General features: G+C 63.7%; 26 protein-coding genes. 12 read left to right on the top strand and 14 right to left on the bottom strand.

Annotation, left to right across the window (positions count from 1 at the left end; all coding sequences use genetic code 11):
* Positions 1-2: 2 nt before the first annotated feature.
* On the bottom strand, positions 3-218 hold the full coding sequence (locus tag HSEST_RS02030; RefSeq protein WP_229121904.1) for a ribbon-helix-helix domain-containing protein: 216 nt from the start codon (positions 216-218) through the stop codon (positions 3-5).
* Positions 219-397: 179 nt separating this feature from the next.
* On the opposite strand from HSEST_RS02030, the gene HSEST_RS02035 reads away from it, so the two are divergent.
* From HSEST_RS02035 to HSEST_RS02050, 4 genes are all read left to right on the top strand, one after another.
* Entirely contained in the window at positions 398-1372 is a 975-nt protein-coding gene (locus HSEST_RS02035) for an aldo/keto reductase (RefSeq protein WP_229121905.1), read from the top strand.
* Between the two features lie 372 nt (positions 1373-1744).
* On the top strand, positions 1745-3439 hold the full coding sequence (gene glpA, locus HSEST_RS02040; protein WP_229121906.1) for an anaerobic glycerol-3-phosphate dehydrogenase subunit GlpA: 1695 nt from the start codon (positions 1745-1747) through the stop codon (positions 3437-3439).
* A complete protein-coding gene (glpB, locus tag HSEST_RS02045) occupies positions 3429-4691 on the top strand; it encodes a glycerol-3-phosphate dehydrogenase subunit GlpB (protein ID WP_229121907.1) in 1263 nt (420 codons plus the stop codon). Before glpA ends, glpB begins: the two co-directional genes overlap by 11 nt.
* Positions 4688-6013, top strand: a complete 1326-nt coding sequence (locus HSEST_RS02050) for an anaerobic glycerol-3-phosphate dehydrogenase subunit C (RefSeq protein ID WP_229121908.1) — start codon at positions 4688-4690, stop codon at positions 6011-6013. Before glpB ends, HSEST_RS02050 begins: the two co-directional genes overlap by 4 nt.
* 5 nt (positions 6014-6018) lie before the next feature.
* Here HSEST_RS02050 and HSEST_RS02055 read toward each other — a convergent pair whose 3' ends face one another.
* On the bottom strand, positions 6019-7026 hold the full coding sequence (locus HSEST_RS02055) for an AI-2E family transporter (RefSeq protein WP_229121909.1): 1008 nt from the start codon (positions 7024-7026) through the stop codon (positions 6019-6021).
* A 140-nt stretch (positions 7027-7166) separates the two neighbouring features.
* On the opposite strand from HSEST_RS02055, the gene HSEST_RS02060 reads away from it, so the two are divergent.
* Positions 7167-7802: a flavin reductase family protein gene (locus HSEST_RS02060; RefSeq protein WP_229121910.1), complete on the top strand. Its 636-nt coding sequence runs from the start codon at positions 7167-7169 to the stop codon at positions 7800-7802.
* A 27-nt stretch (positions 7803-7829) separates the two neighbouring features.
* On the opposite strand, the gene HSEST_RS02065 is transcribed toward HSEST_RS02060, so the two are convergent.
* The 7 genes from HSEST_RS02065 to HSEST_RS02095 all read right to left on the bottom strand — a co-directional run bounded on the left by HSEST_RS02065 (position 7830) and on the right by HSEST_RS02095 (position 16087).
* A complete protein-coding gene (locus tag HSEST_RS02065) occupies positions 7830-9200 on the bottom strand; it encodes a sensor histidine kinase (protein WP_229121911.1) in 1371 nt (456 codons plus the stop codon).
* An 87-nt stretch (positions 9201-9287) separates the two neighbouring features.
* Entirely contained in the window at positions 9288-9761 is a 474-nt protein-coding gene (locus tag HSEST_RS02070; RefSeq protein WP_229121912.1) for a hydrogenase maturation protease, read from the bottom strand.
* A gap of 2 nt (positions 9762-9763) precedes the next feature.
* Positions 9764-11182 (bottom strand): Ni/Fe hydrogenase subunit alpha, encoded by a 1419-nt coding sequence (locus HSEST_RS02075; RefSeq protein WP_229121913.1) that lies wholly within the window; start codon positions 11180-11182, stop codon positions 9764-9766.
* Between the two features lie 4 nt (positions 11183-11186).
* On the bottom strand, positions 11187-11753 hold the full coding sequence (locus tag HSEST_RS02080; protein ID WP_229121914.1) for an NADH:ubiquinone oxidoreductase: 567 nt from the start codon (positions 11751-11753) through the stop codon (positions 11187-11189).
* Entirely contained in the window at positions 11750-13621 is a 1872-nt protein-coding gene (locus HSEST_RS02085; RefSeq protein ID WP_229121915.1) for a 2Fe-2S iron-sulfur cluster-binding protein, read from the bottom strand. Before HSEST_RS02085 ends, HSEST_RS02080 begins: the two co-directional genes overlap by 4 nt.
* Before the next feature lie 4 nt (positions 13622-13625).
* Positions 13626-15509 (bottom strand): NADH-ubiquinone oxidoreductase-F iron-sulfur binding region domain-containing protein, encoded by a 1884-nt coding sequence (locus HSEST_RS02090; protein ID WP_229121916.1) that lies wholly within the window; start codon positions 15507-15509, stop codon positions 13626-13628.
* A gap of 2 nt (positions 15510-15511) precedes the next feature.
* Complete coding sequence (locus tag HSEST_RS02095; RefSeq protein WP_229121917.1) at positions 15512-16087, bottom strand: complex I 24 kDa subunit family protein; 576 nt, start codon at positions 16085-16087, stop codon at positions 15512-15514.
* Positions 16088-16354: 267 nt separating this feature from the next.
* On the opposite strand from HSEST_RS02095, the gene HSEST_RS02100 reads away from it, so the two are divergent.
* The 6 genes from HSEST_RS02100 to HSEST_RS02125 are packed head-to-tail and all read left to right on the top strand — an operon-like array spanning position 16355 to position 21034.
* On the top strand, positions 16355-16570 hold the full coding sequence (locus tag HSEST_RS02100) for a hypothetical protein (RefSeq protein ID WP_229121918.1): 216 nt from the start codon (positions 16355-16357) through the stop codon (positions 16568-16570).
* The gene (locus HSEST_RS02105; protein ID WP_229121919.1) at positions 16567-17616 is read left to right on the top strand and encodes a 4Fe-4S dicluster domain-containing protein; all 1050 of its coding nucleotides are present in this window, start codon (positions 16567-16569) and stop codon (positions 17614-17616) included. Before HSEST_RS02100 ends, HSEST_RS02105 begins: the two co-directional genes overlap by 4 nt.
* Positions 17606-18466: an FAD/NAD(P)-binding protein gene (locus HSEST_RS02110; RefSeq protein ID WP_229121920.1), complete on the top strand. Its 861-nt coding sequence runs from the start codon at positions 17606-17608 to the stop codon at positions 18464-18466. The genes HSEST_RS02105 and HSEST_RS02110 overlap by 11 nt, the downstream gene beginning before the upstream one ends.
* Positions 18463-19266: an NADH:ubiquinone oxidoreductase gene (locus HSEST_RS02115; protein WP_229121921.1), complete on the top strand. Its 804-nt coding sequence runs from the start codon at positions 18463-18465 to the stop codon at positions 19264-19266. Before HSEST_RS02110 ends, HSEST_RS02115 begins: the two co-directional genes overlap by 4 nt.
* Positions 19263-20585 (top strand): Ni/Fe hydrogenase subunit alpha, encoded by a 1323-nt coding sequence (locus tag HSEST_RS02120; protein ID WP_229121922.1) that lies wholly within the window; start codon positions 19263-19265, stop codon positions 20583-20585. Before HSEST_RS02115 ends, HSEST_RS02120 begins: the two co-directional genes overlap by 4 nt.
* Positions 20585-21034 (top strand): hydrogenase maturation protease, encoded by a 450-nt coding sequence (locus HSEST_RS02125; protein ID WP_229121923.1) that lies wholly within the window; start codon positions 20585-20587, stop codon positions 21032-21034. Before HSEST_RS02120 ends, HSEST_RS02125 begins: the two co-directional genes overlap by 1 nt.
* Positions 21035-21047: 13 nt before the next feature.
* Here HSEST_RS02125 and HSEST_RS02130 read toward each other — a convergent pair whose 3' ends face one another.
* Complete coding sequence (locus tag HSEST_RS02130) at positions 21048-21728, bottom strand: class I SAM-dependent methyltransferase (protein WP_229121924.1); 681 nt, start codon at positions 21726-21728, stop codon at positions 21048-21050.
* 246 nt (positions 21729-21974) lie between these two features.
* Here HSEST_RS02130 and HSEST_RS02135 point away from each other — a divergent pair, with 246 nt between their 5' ends.
* Positions 21975-22400 carry a DUF2391 family protein gene (locus HSEST_RS02135; RefSeq protein WP_229121925.1) on the top strand — a complete coding sequence of 142 codons (426 nt, stop codon included), beginning with the start codon at positions 21975-21977 and terminating at the stop codon, positions 22398-22400.
* A 3-nt stretch (positions 22401-22403) separates the two neighbouring features.
* On the opposite strand, the gene HSEST_RS02140 is transcribed toward HSEST_RS02135, so the two are convergent.
* The 4 genes from HSEST_RS02140 to pyrE all read right to left on the bottom strand — a co-directional run bounded on the left by HSEST_RS02140 (position 22404) and on the right by pyrE (position 25633).
* Positions 22404-22661: a glutathione S-transferase N-terminal domain-containing protein gene (locus HSEST_RS02140; protein ID WP_229121926.1), complete on the bottom strand. Its 258-nt coding sequence runs from the start codon at positions 22659-22661 to the stop codon at positions 22404-22406.
* A 50-nt stretch (positions 22662-22711) separates the two neighbouring features.
* Positions 22712-24151: an NCS2 family permease gene (locus HSEST_RS02145; RefSeq protein WP_229121927.1), complete on the bottom strand. Its 1440-nt coding sequence runs from the start codon at positions 24149-24151 to the stop codon at positions 22712-22714.
* A 125-nt stretch (positions 24152-24276) separates the two neighbouring features.
* Entirely contained in the window at positions 24277-24987 is a 711-nt protein-coding gene (locus HSEST_RS02150; RefSeq protein ID WP_229121928.1) for a phosphoribosyltransferase family protein, read from the bottom strand.
* A gap of 115 nt (positions 24988-25102) precedes the next feature.
* On the bottom strand, positions 25103-25633 hold the full coding sequence (pyrE, locus tag HSEST_RS02155; RefSeq protein WP_229121929.1) for an orotate phosphoribosyltransferase: 531 nt from the start codon (positions 25631-25633) through the stop codon (positions 25103-25105).
* Between the last annotated feature and the right edge of the window lie 4 nt (positions 25634-25637).

Below are 25637 nucleotides of genomic sequence, written 5' to 3' on the forward strand. Positions count from 1 at the left end.
CCTTAGAACACGTACTCGTCGTCGTGGCCCATCATCCCGTCGTCTTCCAGTCCGGGCTCCTCGTCTTCGTCGATCGGCCCGCTGGTTTTGTACGCTTTCAGTCCTGTCGAGAGCAGGTCTTCGATCGCTTCCTCGCGGTTGAGGAACTCGCCTTTCTCGACGAGCTGGGCGATCTGCATCTCCAGGTGCTCCGGTACGTTGATCTCTACTTTCGCCATCTGACTGTTCCCCGCTTCGCCTGAGGGGCATTTAAGCTTGACGGGGTTCTAGGATCGCTCGGACGGCTGTTACCACCCTCCACTCACGGCGTTTTCACCGTCCGCCGCTGGTCGCTCAGCTCCGGCCCCGTGAACCCTTGCCCCAACGCTGATACCGTTCTTACTCGAATCGGAGTGGTATGGAGTATACCACTCTCGGGAGCACGGGGATGTCCGTGAGCAAGATCGCACTGGGCTGTATGAGCTTCGGGACCGGCGAACCCTGGATGCTCGATGGCGACGACGCGCGCGAGCTGATCGAGCGAGCCATCGATCTGGGCGTGAACTTCTTCGACACTGCCAACGTCTACTCGAACGGTGAGAGCGAGGCAATTCTCGGCGACGTGCTGGGCGAGTACGATCGCGACGAGCAGGTCGTCGCCACCAAGGTCCGCTTTTCCTACGGCGAATCCCATCCGAATGCCGACGGCCTTTCCCGGAAGACGATCGAACAGGAACTCCAACACAGCCTCGATCGGCTCGGTATGGAGACGATCGACCTCTATCAGACCCACCGCGTCGACCCGGAGACGCCCATCGAGACGACCCTGCGAACGATGGACGATCTGATCTCACGGGGGAAGATTCGCCATATCGGAACCTCCTCGATGTGGGCCCACCAGCTGGCCGAGCGACTGCGGACGGCCGAACGGCTCGACCTGCCCCGCTTCGAGACGATGCAAAACCACTACCACCCCGCCTATCGGGAGGACGAGCGTGACCTTCTGCCGATCACCGAACGAGAAAACATGGGCGTAATTCCGTGGGGGCCGCTCGGACAGGGCTTTCTCGCACGGCCGTTCGATCGACTCGAGGCGACCGAGCGTGGCGATCCCGAGAATTACCACAACCCCACCCCCGAGTACGTCGAGGGCGGCGGCAAGGAGATCAACGAGCGCGTTCAGGAACTGGCCGAAGAGAAAGGCGTCACGATGGCACAGATCGCGCTGGCCTGGCAGTTCGAAAACGAATACGTCACCGCTCCGATCGTCGGCACGACGAGTATCCAACACCTCGAAGAGGCCGTCGAAGCCCTGGAGATCGATCTGACCGACTCGGAGATGAACTATCTGGACGCCCCCTACGAGCCACAACCGGTGATGGCGATCGACTGACCTCGGTGACCGCCGGCCGTGACACGCTGAAAACGGCCGCCATCTCGTGTCGTATACCCCATGGACTGGCAGCAGACAGTCTAGTGCTGTTGTCCACAACTACGTCCCGTCTCTGTTGGAGGCTGTTGTGATGACTGTCGCCATTCGCCACGAAGATGGTCCGATAGCGTGGTTGTGTACTATTCAGACACAACCACTCTGGCCGTGATCGGAGATAACTCAACAATCGGCCGACGAAACGCCGAAAATACTCTTTGCGCGATCTCTTGCCCCTACGAAACAGTCGATTATGTTCAATACAATTCTTTACCACTAACTGGGGTAGCGCACGTAAACTAAAGTGGGGTGATTACCAAGCCCCGACGAGAACCGATGAGTGAACCATCGACGATTGTCATCGGGGGCGGCGCGACCGGCGTCGGGACCGCCCGCGATCTCGCGATGCGCGGGATCGACGTGACCCTCCTGGAGAAGGGGAACCTGACCCACGGGACGTCCGGCCGGATGCACGGGATGCTCCACAGCGGTGGCCGGTACGCCGTCACGGACCAGCACAGCGCGGAAGACTGCATGACGGAGAATCGGATCCTCCGGGACATCGCCTCTCACTGCGTCGAGATGACCGGCGGCCTGTTCGTCCAGATGCCCGAGGACGACGACGAGTACTTCCAGCAGAAACTAGAGGGGTGCCGTGAGTGCGACATTCCCGCCGAGGTACTGTCCGCCGAGGAGGTTCTGGAGATGGAGCCGTACCTCTCGGAGGACCTCGAACGAGCGATACACGTGCCGGACGGGGCGATCGACCCCTTCCGTCTCTGTGTCGCAAACGCCGTCAGCGCGGAGAACCACGGAGCCCGGATCGAGACCCACTCGGAAGTGACCGATCTCCTGACCGAGGACGGCGAGGTCGTCGGCGTCGAGGTCGAGCACAAGTCCGGTTCGGGGAGCCGTGTCCACGGCGCTGCCGGCGAAACCGAGGAGATCTACGCCGACCACGTCGTCAACGCCGCGGGGGCGTGGGCCGGCGAGATCGGCGCGATGGCCGGCGTCGACGTCGAGGTCATTCCGTCGAAAGGCGTCATGACGATCATGAACGTCCGACAGGTCGACATGGTGATCAACCGCTGCAAGCCCCGGGGCAACGCCGACATCATCGTCCCCCACGAGACGACGGCGATCCTCGGGACGACTGACGAAGAGGTCGAGGACCCGGAGGACTTTCCCGAGGAGAAAACGGAGGTCGACTTCCTCATCGAGGAGATGTCGAAGATGGCGCCGATCCTTGAGGAGTCCAGAACGCTGCGTTCGTACTGGGGGGTCCGCCCGCTGTACGAGCCGCCGGGAACTGGGACTGAAGATACCGAGCAGGTCACGCGAGACTACTTCCTGCTCGACCACACCGAACGCGACGGGCTCGACGGCCTCTCGACGATCGTCGGCGGCAAGTTCGTCACCTACCGGAAGATGGCCGAGGCCACCGCCGATCACGTCTGTGAGCTGCTCGGCGTCGACGCCGAGTGTCGGACCGCCGACGAACCGCTTCCGGGTAGTGAAGACGGGGCGATCCTCTCGGACGCGATGGACCGCTACGGCCTGCGGTCGCCGCTGGCCCGACGCAACAAACAGCGACTCGGCAGCCGATACGACGACGTGCTTTCGGGGGCCGACCCCAATCCCGTCGTCTGTGACTGCGAGGGCGTGACCCGCGCCGAGGTCCAGGACGCCATCGAGAGCGCCGGCACTGACCTCAACTCGGTGCGCCAGCAGACCCGCGCGTCGATGGGGACCTGCCAGGGGGGGAACTGTTCGCATCGACTCGCCGCGGAGCTCCATCCCGAGTACGGCGAGGCGGCCGCTCGGGCCGCGCTCGAAGAACTGTACCAGGAGCGCTGGAAGGGCCAGCGCCACGCCCTCTGGGGCGAGCAACTGGATCAGGCGACGCTCAACCACGCGCTGCACGCGAGTACGATGAACCGCGATCGCGACCCCACAGACGTCAGCGTCGACTTCGAGTCGTTCGACGCTGGTCGTGCCGTGGCCGACGGGGGTGAGTCCGATGGCGATTGAAGACGACGTGCTGGTGATCGGTGGCGGTATCGCCGGTCTCACGAGCGCCATCGCGGCCGCGGAGACGGGCGCACGCACGCGGCTGGTCACCTACAAGCAGAGCACGCTCGGGAACGCGAGCGGTCTCGTCGACGTGCTCGGCTACGCACCGGGCGACGACGCGCCGCGTGCCGATCCGTACGACGCGCTCGCGGAACTCCCCGCCGAGCATCCCTACAGCAAGGTCGGGGCCGACGCCGTCCGCGAGGGGCTGGCGCTGTTCGACGATGCCGTCGGGGACGACTACCTCGGGAACCACTCGGAGGCGAACGCGCTGGTAGCGACCCACGCCGGCTCGGTCAAACCGACGGCACGATACCCGCGCTCGGCCGCCCCGGGACTCGTCAGCGACGACCGGGACATGCTGCTTGTCGGCATCGACAGCGTCACCGGCTTCGACGCGCCGATGGCCGCCGACCACCTGTCGGCCGCCGGCGTCCCCTTCGACGTGCGCGGCGAGACTGTCCGCTTCCCCAAATCGTTCCCGCAGGACGCGGACGTGACCCGCTACGCCCGGGCACTCGATCGCGACGAGTCGGTCGACGACGGGACCGTTCGGGAAGTGCTTGCCGACCGCGTCGAGGCCGTCCTCGAAGACGAGCGCCGCGTCGGCTTCCCGGCGGTGCTGGGCGACTCTCGTCACGAGGTCGTCCGGACGGAGTTACAGGACCGGCTCGGCGTCGACGTCTTCGAAGTGCCCACCGGGCCGCCGAGTCTCCCGGGATTGCGGCTGGAAGACGCCCTCTACGACGCGGCCGAGGACGCCGGCGTCCGGATCACGTCGGGCAACCCGATCGTCGACTACGATGCCGACGGCGGCCGGGTCGAACAGGTGCTCATGGACCGGATGGGCTCGGAGGTTGCCTACGAGGCCCAGCAGTACGTGCTGGCGACTGGCGGCCCCGTCGGCGGTGGGATCGAGTCCGACCGGGGCGGCGTCGAGGAGTCGATCTTCGGCCTGCCGGTCGAGCACCCCGACGACCGCTACGAGTGGTTCGAGGACGACGTCTGGGGCGATCACGCCTACACCGAGTTCGGCGTCTCCGTCGACGAGGACCTGCGCCCGGTCGCGGGCGAGGACGCACAGTTCGAGAACCTTCGTGCCGCCGGCAACGTGATCGGCGGCTACGACTTCGCCACCGAGAAATCCGGCAGTGGCGTCTCGCTGGCCACAGGGTACGTGGCCGGCAGTGAGGCAGGTGAGTTGATATGAGCAAACAAGCAGAATCCGAGACGTTCGATCCCGTGGATCTGTTCCCGGACGCGACGGAGATGGACCTCCGTCCGGGAGTCGACAAGTGTGACAAGAACAGCAACTGCGAGACGGTCTGTCCGGTTGCGGAAGTCAACGAGGACTTCCCGGGGCCGAAGTTCCAGGGGCCCGAACAGTGGCGGCTCACCCGCAAGGGCGACATCGAGTTCGACGAGTCCGTCGACAAGTGTCTGAACTGCATGCGGTGTGATACCGCCTGTACGAACGACGTGCCGCTGGGGCAGATGCACAACGTCGCCCGGGCGAACTACGTCGACAACCAGATGAGCCACGCCTCCCGGGAGTTCCTCCGCAACAAGATGCTGGCCAACTACGGCACGCTGGGGAAACTCGGGAGTATGATGCCCCGGATCTCGAACGCCGTCTTCGGGCTCGGGGCGACGCGCTGGCTCAACGAGAAGCTGCTCGGCTTCCCGAGCGAGCGCTCGTTCCCCGATTTCGCAACCCAGACGTTCCGCGGCTGGTGGAGCGACCGCGGCGGCGACGCCACCTCGGCCGAACGGGCTCGCGAAGCCCGCGAGGCACGCGGCGAGACCGGCGAGGACAAGAAGGTCGCGTTCTTCCACGGCTGTTACGCCAACTACCACCAGACCGAGGTCGCCAAGTCGATGGTCCGGCTCTACGAGTCGCTGGGCTACGAGATCGCGGTGCCCGAACAGAGCTGCTGTGGCACGCCGATGTTCGCGAACGGGATGCTTGAGGACGCCCGCGGGGTCGCCGAGGGCAACGTCGACACCTTCGGCGCGCTCGTTGAGGACGGCTACGATCTGATCGCGACCTGCACCTCCTGTTCGATGGCCCTGCGCAAGGAGTACCCCGAACTGTTCGACATCGACGGGGTCGACGAGGTCGCCGCACACATGTTCGACGCGGTCGAGTACCTCCGGGTCAACGAGGACCTCGAAGCCGAACTCGCCGGTGCCGACGTCGACTTCCCGGCGATGACCTACCACGCCCCCTGTCACGGCGAGGTCATGGGCGTCGAGGGGATCGTCACCGAACTCCTCGCGGACGTCGACGGCGTCGAACTCGACGACACGGGCGACGTCTGCTGTGGCCTGGCCGGCACGTACGGCTGGAAAGACGAGAAGTACGACGACTCGATGGAGATCGGCGCGGAGATGTTCGAGGCCTTCGAGGAGGCCCCGGGCGAGGTCGCGCTGACGGAGTGTCCGATGTGCAGCGCCCAGATCGAACACGGCACCGGATACGAGGTCAAACACCCGATGCAACTCCTCGAGACGGCGCTGGTGGAGTCGTAGCCCCGTCAGGACTCGCTGCGATAATCACTCAGGTGCGGATGGCGCTCGTCGGCCAGCAACGTACCGACCTCGGCCAGTAGCCCCACCACGACGGGACCGGCGATGACGCCGACGACGCCGATCGAGAGGATGCCACCGACGAAGCCGATGAAGTAGAGGCTCCCCGGCATCTTTGCCGTGAGCGCGGCCAGCTGCGGTCGGATGAGCGCGTCGGGCAGAAATCCGATCAGGACGAGTCCGAGCACGGTGACCACGATCGCGCCGGTCGTGTTCCCGGCGGCGACCTCGAACCCGGCGATCGCCACCACGAGCACGCTCGGCCCGATGATCGGAACGAACTGGAGGATCCCGCTGACGACTGCCAGCGAGAACGCCGGTTCGTATCCGAGTGCCCAGAACAGGACGAACGCGACGAGAAACGTCCCGAGCGAGGTCGCCGCCTGGAGCACGTAGATCGCGTACAGCGTCGCTCGCAGCCGCTCGTGCAAGGCCATCACGACGCCGTGATACTCCCGAGGGATCGGACGCAACAGCGCGCTGGTGACCTCGTCCGATTTGACCAGCAGCGCGTACACCAGCAGCACGAACAGGAAGAACTTGAATCCCAGCGCCGGTGTCGAGCCGGCGATCGAGATCGCAAGCGACTCACCGACTTCTGCGGCCTGTGAACTGATTTCCCCCAAGGTGAGCGTGTAGGTCATCCCCGCGCCCTCGAGGGTCACCTCGTCCGGCACCGTCTCCAACAACGCGGTCAGATCGCTCCGTCGCACGTAGAGGACGATCACGACCGGCAACACGACCAGCGCAACCGCGACGAACGCCAGGGTCGTGCTCACTGCTGCCGCCGTTCGCCGCCCGAATCCACGATCGACGAGTCCCTCCCGGAGTGGATAGAGCACGTACGCGACCGTGATCGCGAAGAATATCGTGCCGAACACGGCTCCCAGGATGACTGTCGACAACGCTCCCAACACCACCAGCAATCCTGCCAGGACCGTCACGCGTCGGACCATACCGTCCGTTTCGCCAGACCGGACTAAACCGTTTTCCACCCAATCCCGGATTATCGACCATGAAGGTATCAGATTTGAGACAAAATATCCCCGTATATCGAGGGGGAACGTTTTCCAGTACTGGGATGCATAGCAGAGATATGGAATCAGAACAGCAGGGTCTCGGTGGTGACCACTCTATTGTCGAACTCGAACCGGACGACCTCGGTGGCTACGAGCTGTTCGTCACGCTCGGTCGATTGGTGACGCCCCGACCGGTCGGGTGGATCTCGACGACGAGCGAGGACGGTCAGGACAACGTCGCACCCTACAGTTTCGTGACGCCCGCGTCCGTCGACCCGCCCGTCGTGGTCTTTACCGCCACCGACCACCAGGACGGGACGATGAAAGACACCGCGCGCAACGCCATCGACACCGGCGAGTTCGTCTACAACGTCTTCACTGCCGGACTGCTGGAGGAGATGAACGACAGCGCCGCGGACGTCGATGTCTCGGAGTTCGAGGCCGCCGACATCAAGCACACCGAGAGTGAGGTCGTCGACCCCAAGCGCGTGGTCGGATGCCCGGCCTGGCTGGAATGCACTGTCCGAGAGACGATGGAAATCGAGGGCACGCAGGTCATCTTCGGCGATGTCGAGCATCTGGGGATCCGCGAGGACTATCTCGACGACGCTGATCTGCCCGATGTCGAGCACATCGAACAGCGCGTGCTCGGCCATCTCATCGACGAGCACTACACCCGGATGGAACTGCTCGAAAAGCAACAGCCGGAGTAGCCGCCCGGCAGACGGCCGGCGGCAGTCTCAGGTCGGCAGTCGAATCGTCACGACGGTTCCCTCCGGTTCGTTGTCCGCGACCGAGATCGTCCCGTTCGATCGGACGACGAGCTGTCTGACCAGGAAGAGCCCGACCCCGGTCCCGTGAAACAGCGGCGTCTCGTCGGCGACACCACAGAGGAGTTCGCGCTCTATCTCCGGCAGTCCCGGTCCGGTGTCGGCGATATCGATTTCGATCGCCGACTGGTCCTCCCGGACCGTCACGGACACGGTCGGATCGTCGCCGTGGCGGATCGCGTTGTCGAGCAGCTCGGCGATCGCCCGCTCGAACCCGGGAATAACCGCCGCGTGTGCCGCTTCGGGGATCTCGACTGACACGGCCGCGTCGGCGTGTGTTTCGAGCACGTCCGCACGGGCAGTCTCGACCAGGATCGTAATATCTCGTCTCGTCGTCTCGGTCGGTCCACGGAGCAATTCCGTGAGCGATCGTTCCTTCTCGGCCTGTTGCAGCAGCGAGTCGGTCCGATCGAGTATCGTCTCGACGGCGTCTTTGGCGTCGGCACGCTCCCACCGCAGCAGTTCGGCCTGCCCCTGTATCACGGTCAGCGCGTTGCGGAGATTGTGCCGCAGGATCCGTTCCAGGATCGCTAGCTGCTGGTCCCGACGCTTTCGGTCGGTCACGTCCCGTGTGAACCCCGTTATGATGCGCTCGCCGTCGGAGCGTTCGTCGAGCAACCGGGCGTTCATCGACAGCCAGCGCTGCTGTCCGCTGGCGGTCAGTGCCCGGTATTCGAACTCCTCGACGATCCCATTTTCCAGCAGTCGGTCGAGGAACTCCGCCCGTCGCTGTGGCTCGACGTACAGGTCTTTTTCGAGGTCATTGTATGCCGCTATTGCCCCCTGCGGGCTGTCGTATCCGAGCATCGCCGCCAGCTTGTGGTTGATAGACAGCACGCGCCCGTCGGTCGTCGTTCGGAACACGCCAACTGGCGCGACTTCGAGCAGGCCCTCGGACGCTTCGAGCTTCGTCGCCGAACTCTGGGGTTCGAGCCGACAGTGCACCCGAGAGACGGCCCCGTCGGAACTCGTCTCCGGATGGAGGTCAAGGGTTATCGGCAGCGCCGTGCCGTCGCTCGCGCGAACCGCGATCGCACACGAATCGACGTCCCCGTCGGCGGCGCTGTCGAACGCGTCTTCGAACACGTCGCGATCTCCCCCGGACACCAGTTCGACGAACGGGCGACCAGCGATATCCACGCGATCGCGGCCGGTCAGCGCGACCCACTCGTCGTCGACAAACCGAACGGATCCGTCCGTATCGAGCGACTGAAAAGCGACGGCGACGCCGTGATCGTCCCGCTGTCGGTCACCTCTCGAATCGCATGGACGATCAGTCATGCGCTACCTAGGCGTGCTCCCTGTATGAAGGTGGCGAATACATAAAAAATATCTATCAACACCGCAGACCAGCGGACTGCGGTTCGATCACGCCGCCAGCAACTGCCGTTCGATCTCCTCGCCGATATCGTCGATCAGGTCGGGCAGGGCCTCGCGGACGGGATCGGTCATCCCCTCGCCGTACTCGAATGGGTCGGCGACCTCGATTGCGTAGATCGTGATCCCGGGCATCGACTCGCCCATGGCTTCTCCGAGCGTCGTCAGCGTCCCCAGGCCGACGTTGTGGGTCGCCAGCCCGCCGCTCTCTTTGTCGGGTTCGACGGCCTGGGGATCGAAGACGTACCAGTCGCCGGGCTCGCCGTCCTCGGTCACGATCGAGTCGACGATACAGACCTGGTCGTGGCCGCTCAGCTCGTCGATGAGCATGAGCCGCCCCGAGTTCATCGTCTCGAAGGCCACATCCGGGCTGTCGAGCCGCGTCTCGAGGGCCGCAACGACCTCCAGCCCGACGATGTCGTCGCGTTTGATCTCGTTGCCGATTCCCAGTACGAGGGTGTCCATGGCTATCGGGAGACCTCGTCGAGCACCTGGCCGTCCTGTTCGAGCGTGACCTCCAGGGGCATGTCGCCGATCGCGTGGGTCGAACAGGACAAACAGGGGTCGTAACACCGGATGACGCTTTCCATCTTGTTGAGGATGTCCTCCGGGATCTCGGGGCCGTCGACGAACCGCTCGGCCGCGGTCCGGACGCCCTTGTTCATCGCCCCGTTGTTGTGGGTGGTGGCGACGATGAAGTCGGCGTTCGTGACCGTCCCGTTGTCGTCGACGTCGTACTCGTGGATGAGCGTGCCCCGCGGGGCCTCGATGACGCCGACGCCGTTCGTCTTCTCGGGTTTGGTCGGGACATTCGGGATCCCCTCGTAGATGTCGTCGTCTTCGAGCAACTCACGGATGCGCTCGATGCAGTAGAGGATCTCGATGAGTCGCGCCCAGTGGTAGTACGTCGAGCGCTCGTGGACGGGCCCGTCGGCGGCGTCCATATACCGTTCGAACTCCTCGTTTGCCTGTGGCGTGTCGAGTTGCTCGACCGCGTTGAGTCGCCCCAGCGGGCCGACCCGATACTGGCCGTTCTCGAAGCCCCGTTCCCTGTAGTAGGGGAACTTGAGGTAGCTCCACTCCTTAGAGCGTTCGCCGATGATGTCGGCGTACTCGCCGTCGTCGATCTCCTCCAGCAGGTCGCCCTGTTCGTCGACGAGCCGGATGTCGCCGTCGTAGTGTTCGAGTCCGCCGTCCGAATCGACCAGGCCCATGTAGCCGGTCTCGTAGGTGGCGTAATCCAGCGTGTCGTCGTCCATCTCCGCGAAGATCTCCCGGAGGAGATCGATCGTCTCGCGGACGTACGTATCCAGGTCCTCTGACTGTTCGAGCAACTGCTGGCCGTCCTCGCGGTCCAGGGTGTTGGTGACGCCGCCGCCGATCGCGAAGTCCGGGTGGACCTTCTTGTCACCCAGCGCCGCGATGACGTCCTGGCCGAAGCTCCGAAGGTCGATCCCACGTTCGGCGAGCTGGGGGTTCTCGTCCAGGACGCCCTCGATGTTGCGTTTCTCCGGGTCGGCGTCGTAGCCCAGCACCAGATCGGGGCTGGAGAGATAGAAGAAACTGAGCGCGTGGCTCTGCAGGACCTGTCCCATGTGGAGCAGTTCCCGCAGTTTGTACGCGCCCTCGGGGATCTCGACGTCGGCGATCTCGTCGAGCGCCTTCGCCGCGGCCAGCTGGTGGCTGACCGGACAGATCCCACAGATACGGGCGGTGATTTCGGGCATCTCCCAGACGGGCCGGCCCTCGACGAACTCCTCGAAGCCACGGAACTCCGTGACGTGGAACTGCGTGTCTTCGACCTGCCCGTCGTCGTCCAACTCGATCGTGATCTTGCCGTGACCTTCGACCCGCGTGACCGGGTCGATGACTTGCTTCTTGCTCATTGTTTTAGTCGTACTGGAGTTTTTCGTCGACGATTTCGGGCTGCTCGCCGTCGAGCAGTGCTTCGATACCGTGGGCCATGACCTCCGCGTCGGGCGGACACCCCGGGATGTAGACGTCGACGTCGATGTACTCGTCGAGCGGCCGGGCGTCCTCCAGCAGCGCCGGCACCGGCACGTCGTCGCGCGGACTCTCGCTTTCTTCGTCGGCCTTGTCCAGATAGACCTCGTCGATCATCTCGTCGGGATCGTCGTCGTTGCGCAGGGACATGATCCCGCGCAGGGCCGCACAGTCACCCCACGCGACGACCGTGTCGCAGTTCTCGCGCAACTCCTCGGCGACCTCGATGTTCTCCTCGTTTGTGACGACGCCCTCAGCGATCCCGATGTCGGCCTCGGGGACGCCCTTCTCGTCGACGATCATGTGACTGGCCTCGAACTTGACGTCCTCGAGCAGGTCGACCAGGTCGTGGTCGATGTTCAGAAACTCCATGTGACAGCCCGAGCAGCCGCCGAGACACACCGTCGCGACGGTCGCCCGGTCGTCCTCTGTCTGGGCAGTTGCCTGGCTCATGGTTTCACCTCCAGGATGTCGCCCTCGGCAAGTTCCGAGAGCACCTCCCGGTCGGAGTCGATCGCGACCCGCGGATCGAGCACTCGAGCGAGTTCGCGGTCGGTCCCGCTTGCGTCGGTGACCGTGCCCGAACGCTCGAACCAGTCAAGCGACGGGAGCACGATGTCAGCGGCCTTCGTCAGGATCGACTCGCGGGTGGCCTGGACGATCACGGTGTCGGCCGTGCGGGCGACCTCCACCATCCGATCGAGATCGTCCTCGCGGTCGTCGGCGGCGAAGAGATAGGCCACCTCGGCGTCGTCGTGCAGGTCGTCCGCGCCGATGCCGTCGACGAAGGAGTTGACGCGGTCGGGCAGACTCAGGACCTTGCTGTCGGTCATCGCCGCCAGCGCGTAGGCGTTGATGAGCGTGTCCTCCTCTTCGATCTCGGGGCCGAGGATGATGATACTGATCCCGCCGTCCTCCAGGGCCGGGACGGCGTTGATCAGCGTCTCGGTGTCCGAGTCCGCTAGCGCCGAGGCGTCGTCCTCGACGACCTCGACGGAGTCCTCGGTGAGCCGGCTCAGCGCCGAGCCGGACTCGATGGAGGCGTCGGACTTCGAGGCGAACCGGTCCTCGTCGGCGTCGACGCTGACCAGGGTCGCGCCGTCTTTGGCCGCCCGGCGGACGTACGACGCCGCAACCGGGTGGGTGTCGACGATACTCGTGTCGAAGACGGCGACGGCTTCGGCGTCAAGCACGGCTTCGGGGCCGCTCGCCCGGAGGTTGCCGGCGTGTTCGTTGAACAACGGGGCGACTTTCTCGGCGATCCGCCGCTCGTCGGTCGCGCGTTTGGCCCCGGGCACCTCCAGGGACGCGTCGTAAGCGTCCATCGACGCCGCGAACGCCTCGGTGACCTCCGTGGGGAGCCGACTCGAAGCGACCGCGTTGATCGTGTCGGCGTCGTCGAGCGATTCGCGAGCCCGCTCGATCGCCGTCTCGACATCGACGCTGTCGCCGCGGACCGACGGCTCGTCGATGCGCTCGCGACTGTCGCCTAGGAGACCGAACCGACCCATCTCACAGAGCTGGCCGGCGTCGGCGCCGTCCTCGACGCCTTCAATCTTGACGATCCGGCCGGAGTTGGTGTACACCTCGAGTTCGCAGCCGAGGCTGCACTCCGTGCAGGCGGTCGTGACGACGTCACACTCCTCCTCGCGGCCGCGGTAGGCGCTCTGGTTGGTGTAGATCGCCCCGGTCGGACACGCTTGTGCGCACGCGCCGCAGGAAATGCACGACGACTCCCCGAGCGCGACGCCGTCGTCAGCGACGATTTCGGTCTCCAGACCGCGATCTTTGAACGTCAGCGTGTCGTTACCGACGACTTCGTCGCAGGTCCGGACACAGCGGCCACAGAGCACGCACCGATCGAGATCGAGCGTGATCTCACTGTGGGAGGTGTCGACCTCGATGTCGTTGTACTCGAGGGGGTATTCGCAGGCGTCCAGACCCGCCTCGTTGAACAGGTCCTCGAGTTCGCAGTCGCCCTCCATCTCGCAGTACATGCAGTAGTGGTTCTGCTCGGAGAACATCAGCTCCAGAATCGTCCGACGGTGGTCCCACAGGTCGTCGGTATCGACCTCGATCTCCATGCCGTCCTGGACGGTCGTCGTACAGGCGGTCTCGGTGCGCTTGCCGTCGATCTCGACGAGACACATCCGGCAGCCGCCGACGTTGGTGAGCGGTTCGTGTTCACAGAGGGTCGGAATCTCGATGTCGGCCTCTCGCGCCGCTTCGAGTATCGTCTGTCCCTCGCGTGCCTGTACGTCCTGACCGTTGATTTCGAGAGCGACGCCGGGTTCGGCCTCGCTCTGTGTTGCCTTGCTCATGGTATCACGCCCGCTGACTGATGGCGTCGATCGGACACGCCTCGACACACTGCCCACAGCCGATACACGTCTCGGGATCGATCTCGTGGGTCTCGCCCTGTTCGCCGTCGATCGCGTCGACCGGACAGGCGTTCAGACACTGCTGGCAGCCGACACACTCCGCGGCGGCGATCTTGTAGGTGCCGGCATGCGATCCGCCGCCGAGTTCGCACTCGCCGGCCGGACACTCGTCGTCGTAGATGTGCGCCTCGTACTCCTCCTCGAAGTGTTCGAGCGTACTCAACACCGGGTTCGGAGCCGTCTTGCCGAGCCCACACAGCGATCCCTCGGTGATCGTGTCCCCGAGGTCACGCAGTCGCTCGATGTCGCCCGGCTTGCCCTCGCCGTTCGTGATCCGCTCGAGGATGTCGAGCATCTTCTTCGTCCCGATCCGGCAGGTCGGGCACTTCCCGCAGGACTCGTCCTGGGTGAAATCCAGGAAGAATCGCGCGACGTCGACCATACAGGTCTCGTCGTCCATCACGACCAGCCCGCCGGAGCCGAGCATCGCACCCTCCTCCTGCAGGGAGTCGAAGGTGACCGGCATGTCGAGGTGCTTCTCGGCGAGACAGCCGCCGGAGGGGCCGCCGATCTGGACAGCCTTGAACTCCGAATCGCCCTCCATGCCGCCGGCGACCTCGATGATCTCTTCGAGGGTCAGTCCCATCGGGATCTCCATCAGCCCCGTCGCCGAGACGTCCCCGGAGACGGCGAAGGTCTTCGTTCCGGCGCTGTCCTCGGTACCGTACTGACGGAACCACTCGGCGCCGTTGTCGATGATCAGCGGGACGTTGCTCAGCGTCTCGACGTTGTTGATCGTCGTCGGCTGGTCGTTCAGCCCGGACTGGGCGGGATAGGGCGGGCGCGGCGTCGGTCGACCGGCCTGGCCTTCGATGGAGGCCATCAGCGCCGTCTCCTCGCCGCAGACGAAGGCCCCGGCACCCTGTTCGATCCCGAAGTCGAAGTCGAAGCCGGTCCCGAGGATGTCCTCGCCGAGGTACCCCTCCTCGTAGGCGGTGTCGATCGCCTGCTCGATCCGTTCGATAGCGAGAGGGTATTCCGCGCGAATGTAGATATATCCCTGATTGGCGCCGGTGGCGTAGCCGGCGATGACCATCCCCTCGATGACCCGGTGGGGATCGCCCTCGACGAGACAGCGGTCCATGAACGCGCCGGGGTCGCCTTCGTCACAGTTGGCGATGACGTACTTCTCCTCGCTGTCGGCGTCGTTGGCGAACTTCCACTTGGTCCCGGTCGGGAACCCGCCGCCGCCGCGACCGCGGAGGCCGGCGTCTTCGACTTCCTCGTAGACCTCTTTGGGATCCATCTCCGAGAGGGCCGTCTCGAGGGCGTCGTAGCCGTCGCGGAGCCGGTACTCCTCGACGCTTTCGGGATCGATGTCCCCGCAGTTGCCGAGCGCAAGTCGGTTTTGCTCGGTGTAGAAGGAGATGTCGTCTGTCCGGGACTGTCGGTTGCCCTCCGCGTCTTCGAAACACAGCTCGTCGATGATCTCGCCGCTCTTGATCGTCCGTTCGACGATATCTTCGACGTCCTCGACCCCGACCTGCGTGTACAGGACGTGCATGGGATCGATTCGAACGAGCGGGCCGAGTTCACAGAAACCGTGACAGCCGCTCGCTTTCGTCTCGATGCCCAGTTCGTCGAGGTTGCCGTCGCCGTAGGACAGGGCAACGTCGTCGCTGCTTTCGAGCGCGCTGATTTCTTCCGCGAGGGCGTCGTACACCTCGTCGGAACCGGACGACACGCAGCCGGTTCCCTGACAGACGACGACGCGGACGTTACCGTCGACCGTGTCTGGATCGGACGGGCGCTGAATGCTCTGTGACATGGTTAGGCCTCCTCGTCGGTGTATTCATCGATAATTTCGGGTGCGTTTTCGGCCTCGATCGGTCCGTGGACGTCGTCGTCGACGACGACGACCGGTGCGAGGCCACACGCCCCCACACAGCGGACGTGTTCGATCGTGAACTGCCCGTCGTCGGTGACCTCCCCGGTCTCGACGTCCAGCTCCTCCTGGAGGTTCTCGGAGATGTCGTCCGCCCCCTTGACGTGACAGGCCGTCCCGGTACAGACCTTGACGCTGTGCTCGCCACGCGGCTCGAAGTAGAACTGCGAGTAGAACGACGCAGTTCCGAACACCCGGGCGATCGTCGTGTCACACTCCTCGGCGATCACCTGCATCGAAAACCGCGGCAGGTAGCCGTACTCGTTCTGTACTGCCTGTAGCGACGGAATGATTCCACCTTCCCCGTCCGCGTGCGGCGCGACCAGCGACCGGACGGTTTCGACTTCCTCGTCACAGACGTCGTCGATGCCTGCGTCCGCCGGGATGATCCCCGAGTCGTCACCGTCCACGTCGGCGTCCGACCCGCGGACCGACTGCTTGATCGAGTCTAGCGATGCCATCCTACAACTCCCTAAGTCTTACTCCTAAAGCAATGCTGTCCGCATTCTCAACGCCTGAAAACATATTTGTTAGAATATGAAGGACTGATACGAACTGCCATGGAAAAACAGGCAAGATTCGCCGCTAGAATCTGACGATGGCGGTTTCGAGAGCCGTTAATTTTGCATCAGTAGAATTTTCAACAAGTGGGAACAATCACCGGAGTTAGGCGCTCTGACCGTGACTGTACGGTACGGGCCGACAGAACTGTCGGCCGGGTGGATGGCATGAAAACACTCGCAAAACCGGATTTCGAGACGTTGATCGACGGGCTGATCGACGACGAGCCACGATCCGTCGTCGGGCCACAGCGGCGAAACGGGCAGTACGTCTTCGAGGAGCTTGACTCGGCCGGCGACCTGGCGCTCGAATACGACCTGACGGTTCGGGAACGGGGACGAACGACGCGTCTCGTCCAGTCCGACGGAGGTACAGGCCAATGAAAGTCATCGATAAACCGGAATTTGAGGCGTTACTGGACGAAACGATCGCGTCTGACCGGCGAGACGTCGTCGGCGTTCAGGACGACGGCGAAAAGTACGTCTTCGACGACCTGCGGTCAGCGGCGGATCTTGCGCTCGAGTACGACGTGACGATGCTGTCCCCGAAAAAGTATCTCATGCCACAGCGCGAGACGATTCTGGAATATCGCGACACGGACGGGGAGTTCGAATGGCGAGCGAAGGCGGAGCCGGACGGGAAGGTCATCGTCGGGATTCATCCCTACGATCTCGTCGCGATCGAGCAACTCGACAAGATCTTCATCGACACGCTCCGGGACGAGCCCTACCGGCAAAAGCGCGAGAACTCGCTGCTCATCGGGGCGAACATGCAGGACGCCAGCGAGACGGCCTTCGCCGCCAGCATGGGGACGGCCACGACCGATTCGGGCTACGACCTCATGTTGACGGACTTGGGCGAGACGTACGCAGTCAACATCGGGACGCTGGAGGGTAAGGAGTTCCTCAATTCGGCGGACGTCAGGAAGGCCACGGCCCAGGAGGTCCAGGAAGTCGAGCGGATCGAGCAGGAGGATGTCCCCGACCTGTTTGAACGGGAACTCGACTTCTCACCGGCGTTGCTACCGACGATTCTGGAAGAGAACTACGACAACATGGAGTTCTGGGAGGACTACTCCGAGAAGTGTCTCTCCTGTGGCACCTGCAACATGGTCTGTCCGACGTGCTACTGTTTCAGCGTGGACATGATTCGCGATCTCGGAACGAACAGCGGCCGGGAGTCTCGCCGGTGGGACGGCTGCCTGCTGGAGGACTTCGCGTCGGTCGCCGGTGACGAGAACTTCCGGGAGGAAGTCGCCGAGCGCCACCGCCATCGGTTCATGCGGAAGGGGTGGTACATCTACGAACGGTACGGCGACATCGCGTGTATCGGCTGTGGCCGGTGCACCTCCGAATGTGTCGCCGACGTCGCCGATCCGTGTGACGTCTACAACAAACTTCACCAGGAGGTGCAGGCCCATGCGCAGTAGTACGACGGCGAAATTCGATATCGGCGAAAACGAGTATCAACCGGTCAACGGCCTCATCACGAGGACTCGGCCGTTCACCGGGGCCGACAAGCTCTTCGAGATCCAGCTGCCGGACGGCGAAGAACTCGGCCACCAGCCCGGCCAGTTCGTCCAGCTGCTCGTTCCGGGCGTCGGCGAAGCGCCGTTCTCGGTCACCTCCTCGCCGACCAAACCCGGGCCCTTCGAACTGACGATCCGGGCCGTCGGCAACGTAACGAGAGCGTTACACAACATGGAACCGGGAGACACAGTCGGAATCCGGGGCCCCTACGGAAGCGGATTCGATCCGGACGTGTTCGAAGGTGAGGACATCCTGTTCATCGCCGGCGGCATCGGGCTGGCACCGCTCCGGTCGATGATCAACTACACGCTCGACGAGCGCGAACGGTTCGGGGAGTTGACGACGGTCTACGGCTGCAAAGAGCCGGTGGAGCAGCTCTACCCGGACGAACTGGAGGAATGGGCCGAGGGTGACGCGATGGAGTATTTCGAGACAGTCGATCAGTGCCCGCAGGACCAGGAGTGGGACGGCCCGACGGGAGTCATCACGAGCATCATCCCGGAGGTCGACATCGACGTCGAGACGACGAAAGTGCTGGTCTGTGGGCCGCCAGTGATGTACAAGTTCGTCCTCCAGGAACTGGACGAGATGGGCGTCCCGGACGGGAACATTTACCTCTCGCTTGAGCGCAACATGCACTGTGGCCGTGGCCTCTGTGGCCACTGTCAGATCAACGAACTGTATGTCTGTACGGACGGTCCGGTGTTCCACTATCCGGTGGTCCGTGACAAACAGGAGGCAGAGGTATGACCTCGAAGCCGAAAGTCGCCTTCTTCGACTTCGCCGGGTGCGAGGGCGATCAACTCGAAATCATCAACCTCGAGGAGCGCCTGCTCGACCTCGTTGAGGTCGTCGAGGTGGTCAGCTTCCGGGAAGCGATGTCCGAACACAGCGACGACTACGAGATTGCCTTCGTCGAGGGATCGATCACGACCCCCCACGACGTCGAACGGCTCGAAGAAGTACGGTCGAACGCCGACACCGTCATCGCTATCGGATCCTGTGCGGCGTTCGGCGGGATCAACTCGATTCGGAACGAGCAGGACTTCGAGACGGTCACGGAACGGGCCTACGGCGAGGACGCGGCGATGTTCGACGACCCGGACGCGGAACTGTTCGATTCGTTCGCACAAGCCCAGCCCGCCAAAGCCTTCGTCGAGGTCGAGTACGAGGTTCCCGGCTGCCCGATCGACGGCGAGGAATTCATCCAGACGGTCACCGCCATCCTGCAGGGCGGCGATCCGTCGCTGGCGAACCACCCCGTCTGCGTCGACTGCAAGCTCGCGGAGAACACGTGCGCGTTCGACCGGGACGAGATCTGTCTCGGCCCCATCACGCGCGGCGGCGGCTGCGATGCGACCTGTGTCTCGCAGGGCACCCGTTGCTGGGGCTGCCGTGGACTGGTCGACAACCCCGCCGAGGACGCCTACAGCGAGGTGCTGCAGGAATACGGGGTGACCACCGACGAACTGCTCAACGAGTTCACCCTCTACTGGAGCTGGCAGCGTGAACACGGGCCACAGGCCGACATGCAGGAGGTCGAACAATGAGTCAGAACATCGATATCGAGGGCAATCTCGTCACGCGCGTCGAAGGGCACGGCGAAATCGTCGTCAACGCCACGGACGGACAGCTCGAGGCGTGTGAATGGCACGTGGTCGAATCGCCCCGGTTTTTCGAGTCGATGGTCGTCGGCCGGGACTGGGACGAGATTCACCACATCGTCTCGCGGATCTGTGGCATCTGTTCGGTCACGCATACGATGACCGGGTTGAAGGCTGTCGAGGACGCGATGGACGTCGAGCTGTCCGAACAGGACGTCAAACTGCGCAAACTCGCACTGGCCGGCGAGACGCTCCAGAGCCACGTCCTGCACCTGGGCTATCTCGCCTTGCCGGACCTCGTCGGCGAGAAATCCGTCGTGCCGATGGCCAACACGCACGAGGAGGAAGTCAAGACGGTCATCCGGCTGCACAAACTCGGCAACGAGTTGATCGAGACCGTCGCCGGGCGGTCGACCCACGCCCAGCGGACGATCCCCGGTGGCTTCTCGCAGCTTCCCCGCGAGGCCGAGCTCCGGGACCTCCGGGCCTCGCTGGAGGGGTCCTGGAACGACGTCGAGACAGTCGTGGATCTCGTCCTGTCGCTCGCGGACGAACTCCCCGAGTTCACCCGCGAGACGGAGTTCATCTCGCTGACCGACCCCGACGAGTACGCCCTCTATGAGGGGGTGCCGTATTCCTCGGACACGGGCGAACTCGACCTCGCGGACTACCGGGAGATCGTCAACGAGCACGTCGTCGAACAGTCGACGGCGAAGTTCACGAAACACGACCGCGACTCCTACATGGTCGGGGCGCTGGCTCGGTTCAACAACAACTACGAGCAGCTGGGACCGATGGCGACGGCCGTCGCCGACCGTTTCGGCCTCAAACCGGTCTGTCACAACCCCTATCTGAACAACGTGGCCCAGCTTATCGAGACGGCCCACCTCATCGAGCATTCGATCGAGTTGATCGACTCGCTTCTCGAATCCGGGCTCGAGGCGCAATCCGACTACCACAAACCCGACGTCGACGTGACGGCGGGCCAGGGCGTAGGGGCGATCGAAGCGCCGCGTGGCATCCTCTTTCACGAGTACGCCCTCGACGAGACGGGCACGGCCCTCGAGGGCAACTGCGTGATCCCCACCAACCAGAATCACGCCAACATCCAGCTGGACATGGAGCGACTGGTCCCGACGATCATCGAACGACCCCAAGAGGAGATCGAACACACGCTGGAAATGCTGGTCCGGGCGTACGACCCCTGCATCTCCTGTTCGACGCACTATCTCGACGTCGAATTCGTCGACACACAGCCCGAATAATGACAGGCTGTGACGCCGTGATCGCGCTCGGCAACCCCTTTCGGCGGGACGACGGCGTCGGATCGCTACTACTTGACCGTCTCAGGGACCGGGAGCTACCGGACGTGGAGCTGGTCGATCTGGGTGATCCCGGGTTCCGGTTGATTCACGTCCTCGCCGACTACTCGTCGGTGGTGATCGTCGACGCGGTCGATTTCGGTGCCGAGCCGGGCACCTTCGAGGTGTTCGATCCAGCCGACACCGAGACGGTACGGACAGAACGGAGTTCGCACAAGACGGACGTCTTCGAGTTACTCGAGGTCGCTGACACCGTCGAAGGCCCGACCGCCGTCCGGGTGTTCGGCGTCCAGCCCGCGTCGATCGACTTCGGCGACGAACTCACCGACGAGGTGGCGACGGCACTCCCGTCGGCGACAGATGCGCTCGTCGAGACAATACAGACGGGTTGATCTGGCGACAGTGTCAGGGCGCGACGCCGACAGTCAGCAGCGTCCCGTGTTCGCGGAAGTGTTCGACCATCGCCTCGCGCGTGTCCCAGTCTTCGGTGGGGAACGATTCAGCCGGGGGGATCTCGACCTCTCGGTCCGGAATCTCGTCCTGCTCGGCGACGTAGAAGCCGGCCTCCCGGAAACGCTCGCGATACTCCCGACGCGACCAGCGGGTCATCTCGACGTCGACGTACTCCGTCCACTCCGCGGTGTGGGGGTTGTCGGCGTGGAAGTCCACCGCACAGTAGAAGGTGCCGCCCGACCGCAGGATGCGCCGGATCTCCTCTAAGGCCGCTATCGGGTCGCTCGCGTAGTAGAACGCCTCCATCGAGAAGACGTGATCGATACTGTCGGTCTCGAAGGGAAGGTGCTCGAAGTCGCCGACCAGAAAGCCGACTCCGGGGTCGTCGGTGTACGCCCGCGCGTTGCGGACCATCTCCGGCGAGCCGTCGAGGCCGTAGGCCCGACCGGCCCCGCCGGCCGCCTGCATCGCGCGGGCGGCGTAGCCGCTGCCACAGCCCAGATCGAGGACCGTCTCACCTTCTTCAATCGGCATCCGGGCCAGCGCGTGCTTTGCCGTGTGCCAGTGCCGTTCCTCCATTCCCCTGTCGCGGCCGTCGGCCGCCCACTCGTCGAACTCCTCGCGAACGCTCATACGGTACCCCTGGACCGCGGCGGTGAAAACGGGTTCGACTGTCGATTTTCAGTTCGGTTGACGACGGTTCCCGACCCCTTCATTTCGTGTGGAAGGTGGGATAAATATCTCTCTATAGCTTCATATACCCCGAAGAGCTGCGTTTCGGGTGCGTCCGGTGGAACGCTGTCGCCCCTTGCTTCCGATGGAACGCGGCCCCAGCCGGGAACCCGAACCGGTTTGTGGCGCGGCGTCGATGGATCTCCTATGGCTCGGACGATCCCGCGGTTCAGGTTCGACGACGTCGCCCAGCAGTTCGTCGGCGGATTCCTGCTCGCGGGCCCGTTCGTCGTCACCGAGGAGGTGTGGGATCTGGCCGAGAACATGACCAACTGGCACGCGCTGTTCATCGTCGGAATCGTCGTTGCGATCGGCTACGGGGCGTTGTACGAGGCCGACGACGACCGCGATCCCGAGAGCGAACCCGAAGTGGCCGGGATTCCGTTACGATTCGTCTCGCTGATGTCGATCTCGTTTGGCTCGGTCGTGATCCTGTCGTTCGTCGTCACTGCTCCCGATCAGTTCCTCGGGGATTTGGCGGCTCGCGAACGGGCGATCGTCACCGCTCGGGCCGTCGCCGTCGGCGCGATCTTCAGCGTCGTCGGGGCCGCGACCGCCGATTCGGTGTTCTGATCGTCAGGCCGCGCCGTCGCCGTAGGTCTCTTCGAGGTATTCGATGATGTCGCTGCTCTCGGGCATTCCCTCGATGCCGTTGTCGGGATCGACCAGCACGGGGACGCCGGTCTGGCCGCTGATCTCCTCGACTTCGCTTCGCTTGCTGTGACTCGACGGGACCTCGTGGGACACGTAGTCGAGTCCGAGTTCGTCGAGTTTCGTCGTGACCTTCGCGCAGTAGGGACAGCCCGAAAGTTCGTATAGTTCGAGGTTACTCATCGGGGATGCGTATGGGTCGGAATCAAAAGAGTCCAGCGGTGGCGGGAGTATCAGACAGTTGCTTCGAGAATCCCGCTGGTGCGGACGTAGAAGTACAGCACGAACGCCGCGGCCATCAGCCACTGACCGACGTGGACATCTCGCCATTCACCGTTCGCGGCTTTGACGATCGGATAGGAAATGATCCCGGCGGCGATCCCGTAGGCGATCGAGTAGGTGAGCGGCATAATGATGATCGTCAGTCCGGCTGGGACCGCGTGTGTGAGATTGTTCCACTGAATGTCGACGACGTTGCGAAGCATCAGCAGTGCGACGACAACGAGCGCGATGTGAGACGCGTACAGCGGGATAATCGTCGCAAGCGGGACAACGACTAGCGCTAGCAGGAAGAGGATCCCGATCACGAGCGCGGTCATACCGGTTCGGCCACCCTCTTCGACGCCAGTCGCCGATTCGATGTAGGTCGTCACTGTGGAGGTGCCGAGAATACCACCGGCGGTCGTACCGACGGCATCGGCCATCAGCGGCTTGTCGATATCGGGCATATTGCCGTCCTCGTCGAGCATATCACCGGCTTGTCCGACGCCGACGAGTGTCCCGGCGGTGTCGAAGAAGTCGACGAAGAAGAAGGTGAAGACGATCAGCGCGAAAGTCAGCCCCTCGACGTTCTGGAGCCCTTCGATGAAGGCGCCGACGAGCGGCGTGATGTCGTACTGCGCTCCGGTGAAGGCCGATGGCTGGAACGAGCCATTTTTCACGAACTCACCGGCCACGACACCCGGACTCACGACACCCACAAACGTCAGCACGATACCAGCGAGCGTCGTCGTGATGATCCCGATAACGATCGATCCCGGAAAACCACGAACATACAGTGCGAGCGTGAAGAATAGTCCAACGACAGAGAGGATGGCAAGCGGGCTAGATGCGATATTACCGAGGGTGACGAGTGTCGCAGGGTCGTTGACGACGATACCCATCTCCTGTAGCCCGATGATCCCGAGGAATAGCCCGATCCCCGTTCCGACACCGAACTTCACCGGCTGTGGGAACAGTTTAATGATGTACTCCCGTGCGCCGATCGCCGTCAGAATGATGAAGATTACACCCTCGACGACGACAGCGGCAAGCGCCGTCTCCCAGGGGACGCCAAGTTGCCCGATGACGGTGAACGCGAAGAAGGCGTTCAGACCCAGGCCCGGCGCCTGGCCGAACGGCCGGTTCGCGTAGAACGCCATCACGAAAATAGCGACGGCGGCAGCCAGTATCGTGACGACTGTCAGCATCTGCTGGACTTCACCGGGCGTGTACCCCTCAATCGCGATCCCCGGTTTCCCGTCCTCACCTGGGAACATCGTCATAATGGCCGGATTCACGACCACGATATAGCTCATCGCCAAGAAGGTCGTAATCCCGGCGACGATCTCCGTTCTGAGGTCGGTCCCGTGCTCCTCGAACCCGAAGTAATCCGCGAGTGTCTCCCGTACCATGTTACACAAACGAGCATATAACTCGGCCATGGTTTATGTCTTTATAGATATATTGCCGATTCTATTCACGAACTTGGATATATTCTCCCTCAGAAGCGCTGGCATCGATCTCAGGAACGACTCGATTACGTACTCGTCAGCGCCACGACTGGGGCGTCGGTGGCCTCGCGGACGGTCTCGATGCCCTCGCTGTCGGCGGCGACCAGCACAGCAGCGCCGACCACCTCGGCGTCGACCTGATCAGCGATATCCATCAGGAGCCGCTGAGTCTCCCCCGAGCGGACGATGTCGTCGACGACGAGCACGCGCTCGCCGGACTCGATCGCGTTTGCGGGCAGTGAGTAGGTCAACTCGATGCCGGGCGTGACGCGCTGGCGGGTCTCGACGAACTCCTCGACGGCCGTCTCGCGGGACTTCTTGGCGTAGGCGGTGCGGGCGCCGTAGTACCGCGCGACTGCCGAGGCGAAGGTGATCCCGTCGGTCGCGGCGGTCAACACCACGTCCGGGCGGTCGAAGCCGACGTCTTCCGCAACGACGACCGCCGCGGCGTCAAGCAGCGTCTGATCGAAGACGAGGTCCGTGTTGTCGACGTACCCCTCCTCGTCAGTCCGGAGCCGCGCGTCCAGTTCCTCTGCGACCAGTTCCCGCCCGAACCCGGCGACGACTTCGCGGGCGCGATCGAGTCCGGGGAGGACGTGGCCGTTGACGTAGCGATTCAGATCGCCGGCTGGCAGGCCGGTCTCGGCCGCCAGTTCGTCGTAGGTCAGCGACTCCTTGCGCGCCCGCAGAATCTCGACGGCGCGCAATTGGAGGGTGGCCTTCTCGACGCGATTCATACTCCCGCGTTGCTACGTCCCGAATATGAATATATCGGTTGTAAGAATAGTGGAAATAGACACGAGTGTGGAACAGACGGCTGTGGAGGTCACCGGATGGACCTTCGAGCAAGTGCTAGTTTCTGTCCGCGAGCAACTGCGAGGCGGTCACGAGCGACTCCAGTTGCAGGTCGTGCTCGGCGAGGTTCTCGGTCGCGCCTTCCTGGCGATCGACGACGACGAACACGCGCTCGACGACGGCCCCGGCCTCGCGCAGGGCCGCTGCGGCGTCGATCGCGCTCTGGCCGGTGGTGGCGATGTCTTCCAGGATGATGACTTCCTCGCCGTCCTCCAGGTCGCCTTCGATCAGGTTGGCGGTGCCGTACTCCTTCTGCTGTTTGCGCGCGATGACGTAGGGCCGGCCGGTCTCGACGCTGGTGACGGCGACGATCGGCACCGCACCGAGTGCGACGCCGGCCAGTTTCGGCCCCGCCGAGCCGAGCCGGTCGGCGAACGACTGTGCGATCAGATCCAGACAGTGGGGGTCGGTCTCAAAGAGGTACTTGTCGACGTAGTAGTCGCTCGTCCCGCCGTGGGAGAGCTCGAACTCGCCGAACTTGACGGCCTCGGCCGCGCGCAGCGCGTCGATGAGTCGCTGGGTGTCCATACTA

This window comes from Halapricum desulfuricans, from assembly GCF_017094465.1.
Taxonomy (GTDB): Archaea; Halobacteriota; Halobacteria; order Halobacteriales; family Haloarculaceae; genus Halapricum.

What these genes read in the sequence shown, in the direction of transcription:
- HSEST_RS02030 (WP_229121904.1), bottom strand. Translation starts at nt 218, where the DNA reads ATGGCGAAAGTAGAGATCAACGTACCGGAGCACCTGGAGATGCAGATC.
- HSEST_RS02120 (WP_229121922.1), top strand. Translation starts at nt 19,263, where the DNA reads ATGAGTCAGAACATCGATATCGAGGGCAATCTCGTCACGCGCGTCGAA.
- HSEST_RS02095 (WP_229121917.1), bottom strand. Translation starts at nt 16,087, where the DNA reads ATGGCATCGCTAGACTCGATCAAGCAGTCGGTCCGCGGGTCGGACGCC.
- HSEST_RS02070 (WP_229121912.1), bottom strand. Translation starts at nt 9,761, where the DNA reads ATGGACACCCTCGTACTGGGAATCGGCAACGAGATCAAACGCGACGAC.
- HSEST_RS02055 (WP_229121909.1), bottom strand. Translation starts at nt 7,026, where the DNA reads ATGGTCCGACGCGTGACGGTCCTGGCAGGATTGCTGGTGGTGTTGGGA.
- HSEST_RS02115 (WP_229121921.1), top strand. Translation starts at nt 18,463, where the DNA reads ATGACCTCGAAGCCGAAAGTCGCCTTCTTCGACTTCGCCGGGTGCGAG.
- HSEST_RS02130 (WP_229121924.1), bottom strand. Translation starts at nt 21,728, where the DNA reads ATGAGCGTTCGCGAGGAGTTCGACGAGTGGGCGGCCGACGGCCGCGAC.
- HSEST_RS02050 (WP_229121908.1), top strand. Translation starts at nt 4,688, where the DNA reads ATGAGCAAACAAGCAGAATCCGAGACGTTCGATCCCGTGGATCTGTTC.
- glpA (WP_229121906.1), top strand. Translation starts at nt 1,745, where the DNA reads ATGAGTGAACCATCGACGATTGTCATCGGGGGCGGCGCGACCGGCGTC.
- HSEST_RS02035 (WP_229121905.1), top strand. Translation starts at nt 398, where the DNA reads ATGGAGTATACCACTCTCGGGAGCACGGGGATGTCCGTGAGCAAGATC.
- HSEST_RS02125 (WP_229121923.1), top strand. Translation starts at nt 20,585, where the DNA reads ATGACAGGCTGTGACGCCGTGATCGCGCTCGGCAACCCCTTTCGGCGG.
- HSEST_RS02090 (WP_229121916.1), bottom strand. Translation starts at nt 15,509, where the DNA reads ATGTCACAGAGCATTCAGCGCCCGTCCGATCCAGACACGGTCGACGGT.
- HSEST_RS02065 (WP_229121911.1), bottom strand. Translation starts at nt 9,200, where the DNA reads ATGACTGATCGTCCATGCGATTCGAGAGGTGACCGACAGCGGGACGAT.
- HSEST_RS02085 (WP_229121915.1), bottom strand. Translation starts at nt 13,621, where the DNA reads ATGAGCAAGGCAACACAGAGCGAGGCCGAACCCGGCGTCGCTCTCGAA.
- HSEST_RS02150 (WP_229121928.1), bottom strand. Translation starts at nt 24,987, where the DNA reads ATGAATCGCGTCGAGAAGGCCACCCTCCAATTGCGCGCCGTCGAGATT.
- glpB (WP_229121907.1), top strand. Translation starts at nt 3,429, where the DNA reads ATGGCGATTGAAGACGACGTGCTGGTGATCGGTGGCGGTATCGCCGGT.
- pyrE (WP_229121929.1), bottom strand. Translation starts at nt 25,633, where the DNA reads ATGGACACCCAGCGACTCATCGACGCGCTGCGCGCGGCCGAGGCCGTC.
- HSEST_RS02075 (WP_229121913.1), bottom strand. Translation starts at nt 11,182, where the DNA reads ATGAGCAAGAAGCAAGTCATCGACCCGGTCACGCGGGTCGAAGGTCAC.
- HSEST_RS02140 (WP_229121926.1), bottom strand. Translation starts at nt 22,661, where the DNA reads ATGAGTAACCTCGAACTATACGAACTTTCGGGCTGTCCCTACTGCGCG.
- HSEST_RS02105 (WP_229121919.1), top strand. Translation starts at nt 16,567, where the DNA reads ATGAAAGTCATCGATAAACCGGAATTTGAGGCGTTACTGGACGAAACG.
- HSEST_RS02060 (WP_229121910.1), top strand. Translation starts at nt 7,167, where the DNA reads ATGGAATCAGAACAGCAGGGTCTCGGTGGTGACCACTCTATTGTCGAA.
- HSEST_RS02110 (WP_229121920.1), top strand. Translation starts at nt 17,606, where the DNA reads ATGCGCAGTAGTACGACGGCGAAATTCGATATCGGCGAAAACGAGTAT.
- HSEST_RS02145 (WP_229121927.1), bottom strand. Translation starts at nt 24,151, where the DNA reads ATGGTACGGGAGACACTCGCGGATTACTTCGGGTTCGAGGAGCACGGG.
- HSEST_RS02080 (WP_229121914.1), bottom strand. Translation starts at nt 11,753, where the DNA reads ATGAGCCAGGCAACTGCCCAGACAGAGGACGACCGGGCGACCGTCGCG.
- HSEST_RS02135 (WP_229121925.1), top strand. Translation starts at nt 21,975, where the DNA reads ATGGCTCGGACGATCCCGCGGTTCAGGTTCGACGACGTCGCCCAGCAG.
- HSEST_RS02100 (WP_229121918.1), top strand. Translation starts at nt 16,355, where the DNA reads ATGAAAACACTCGCAAAACCGGATTTCGAGACGTTGATCGACGGGCTG.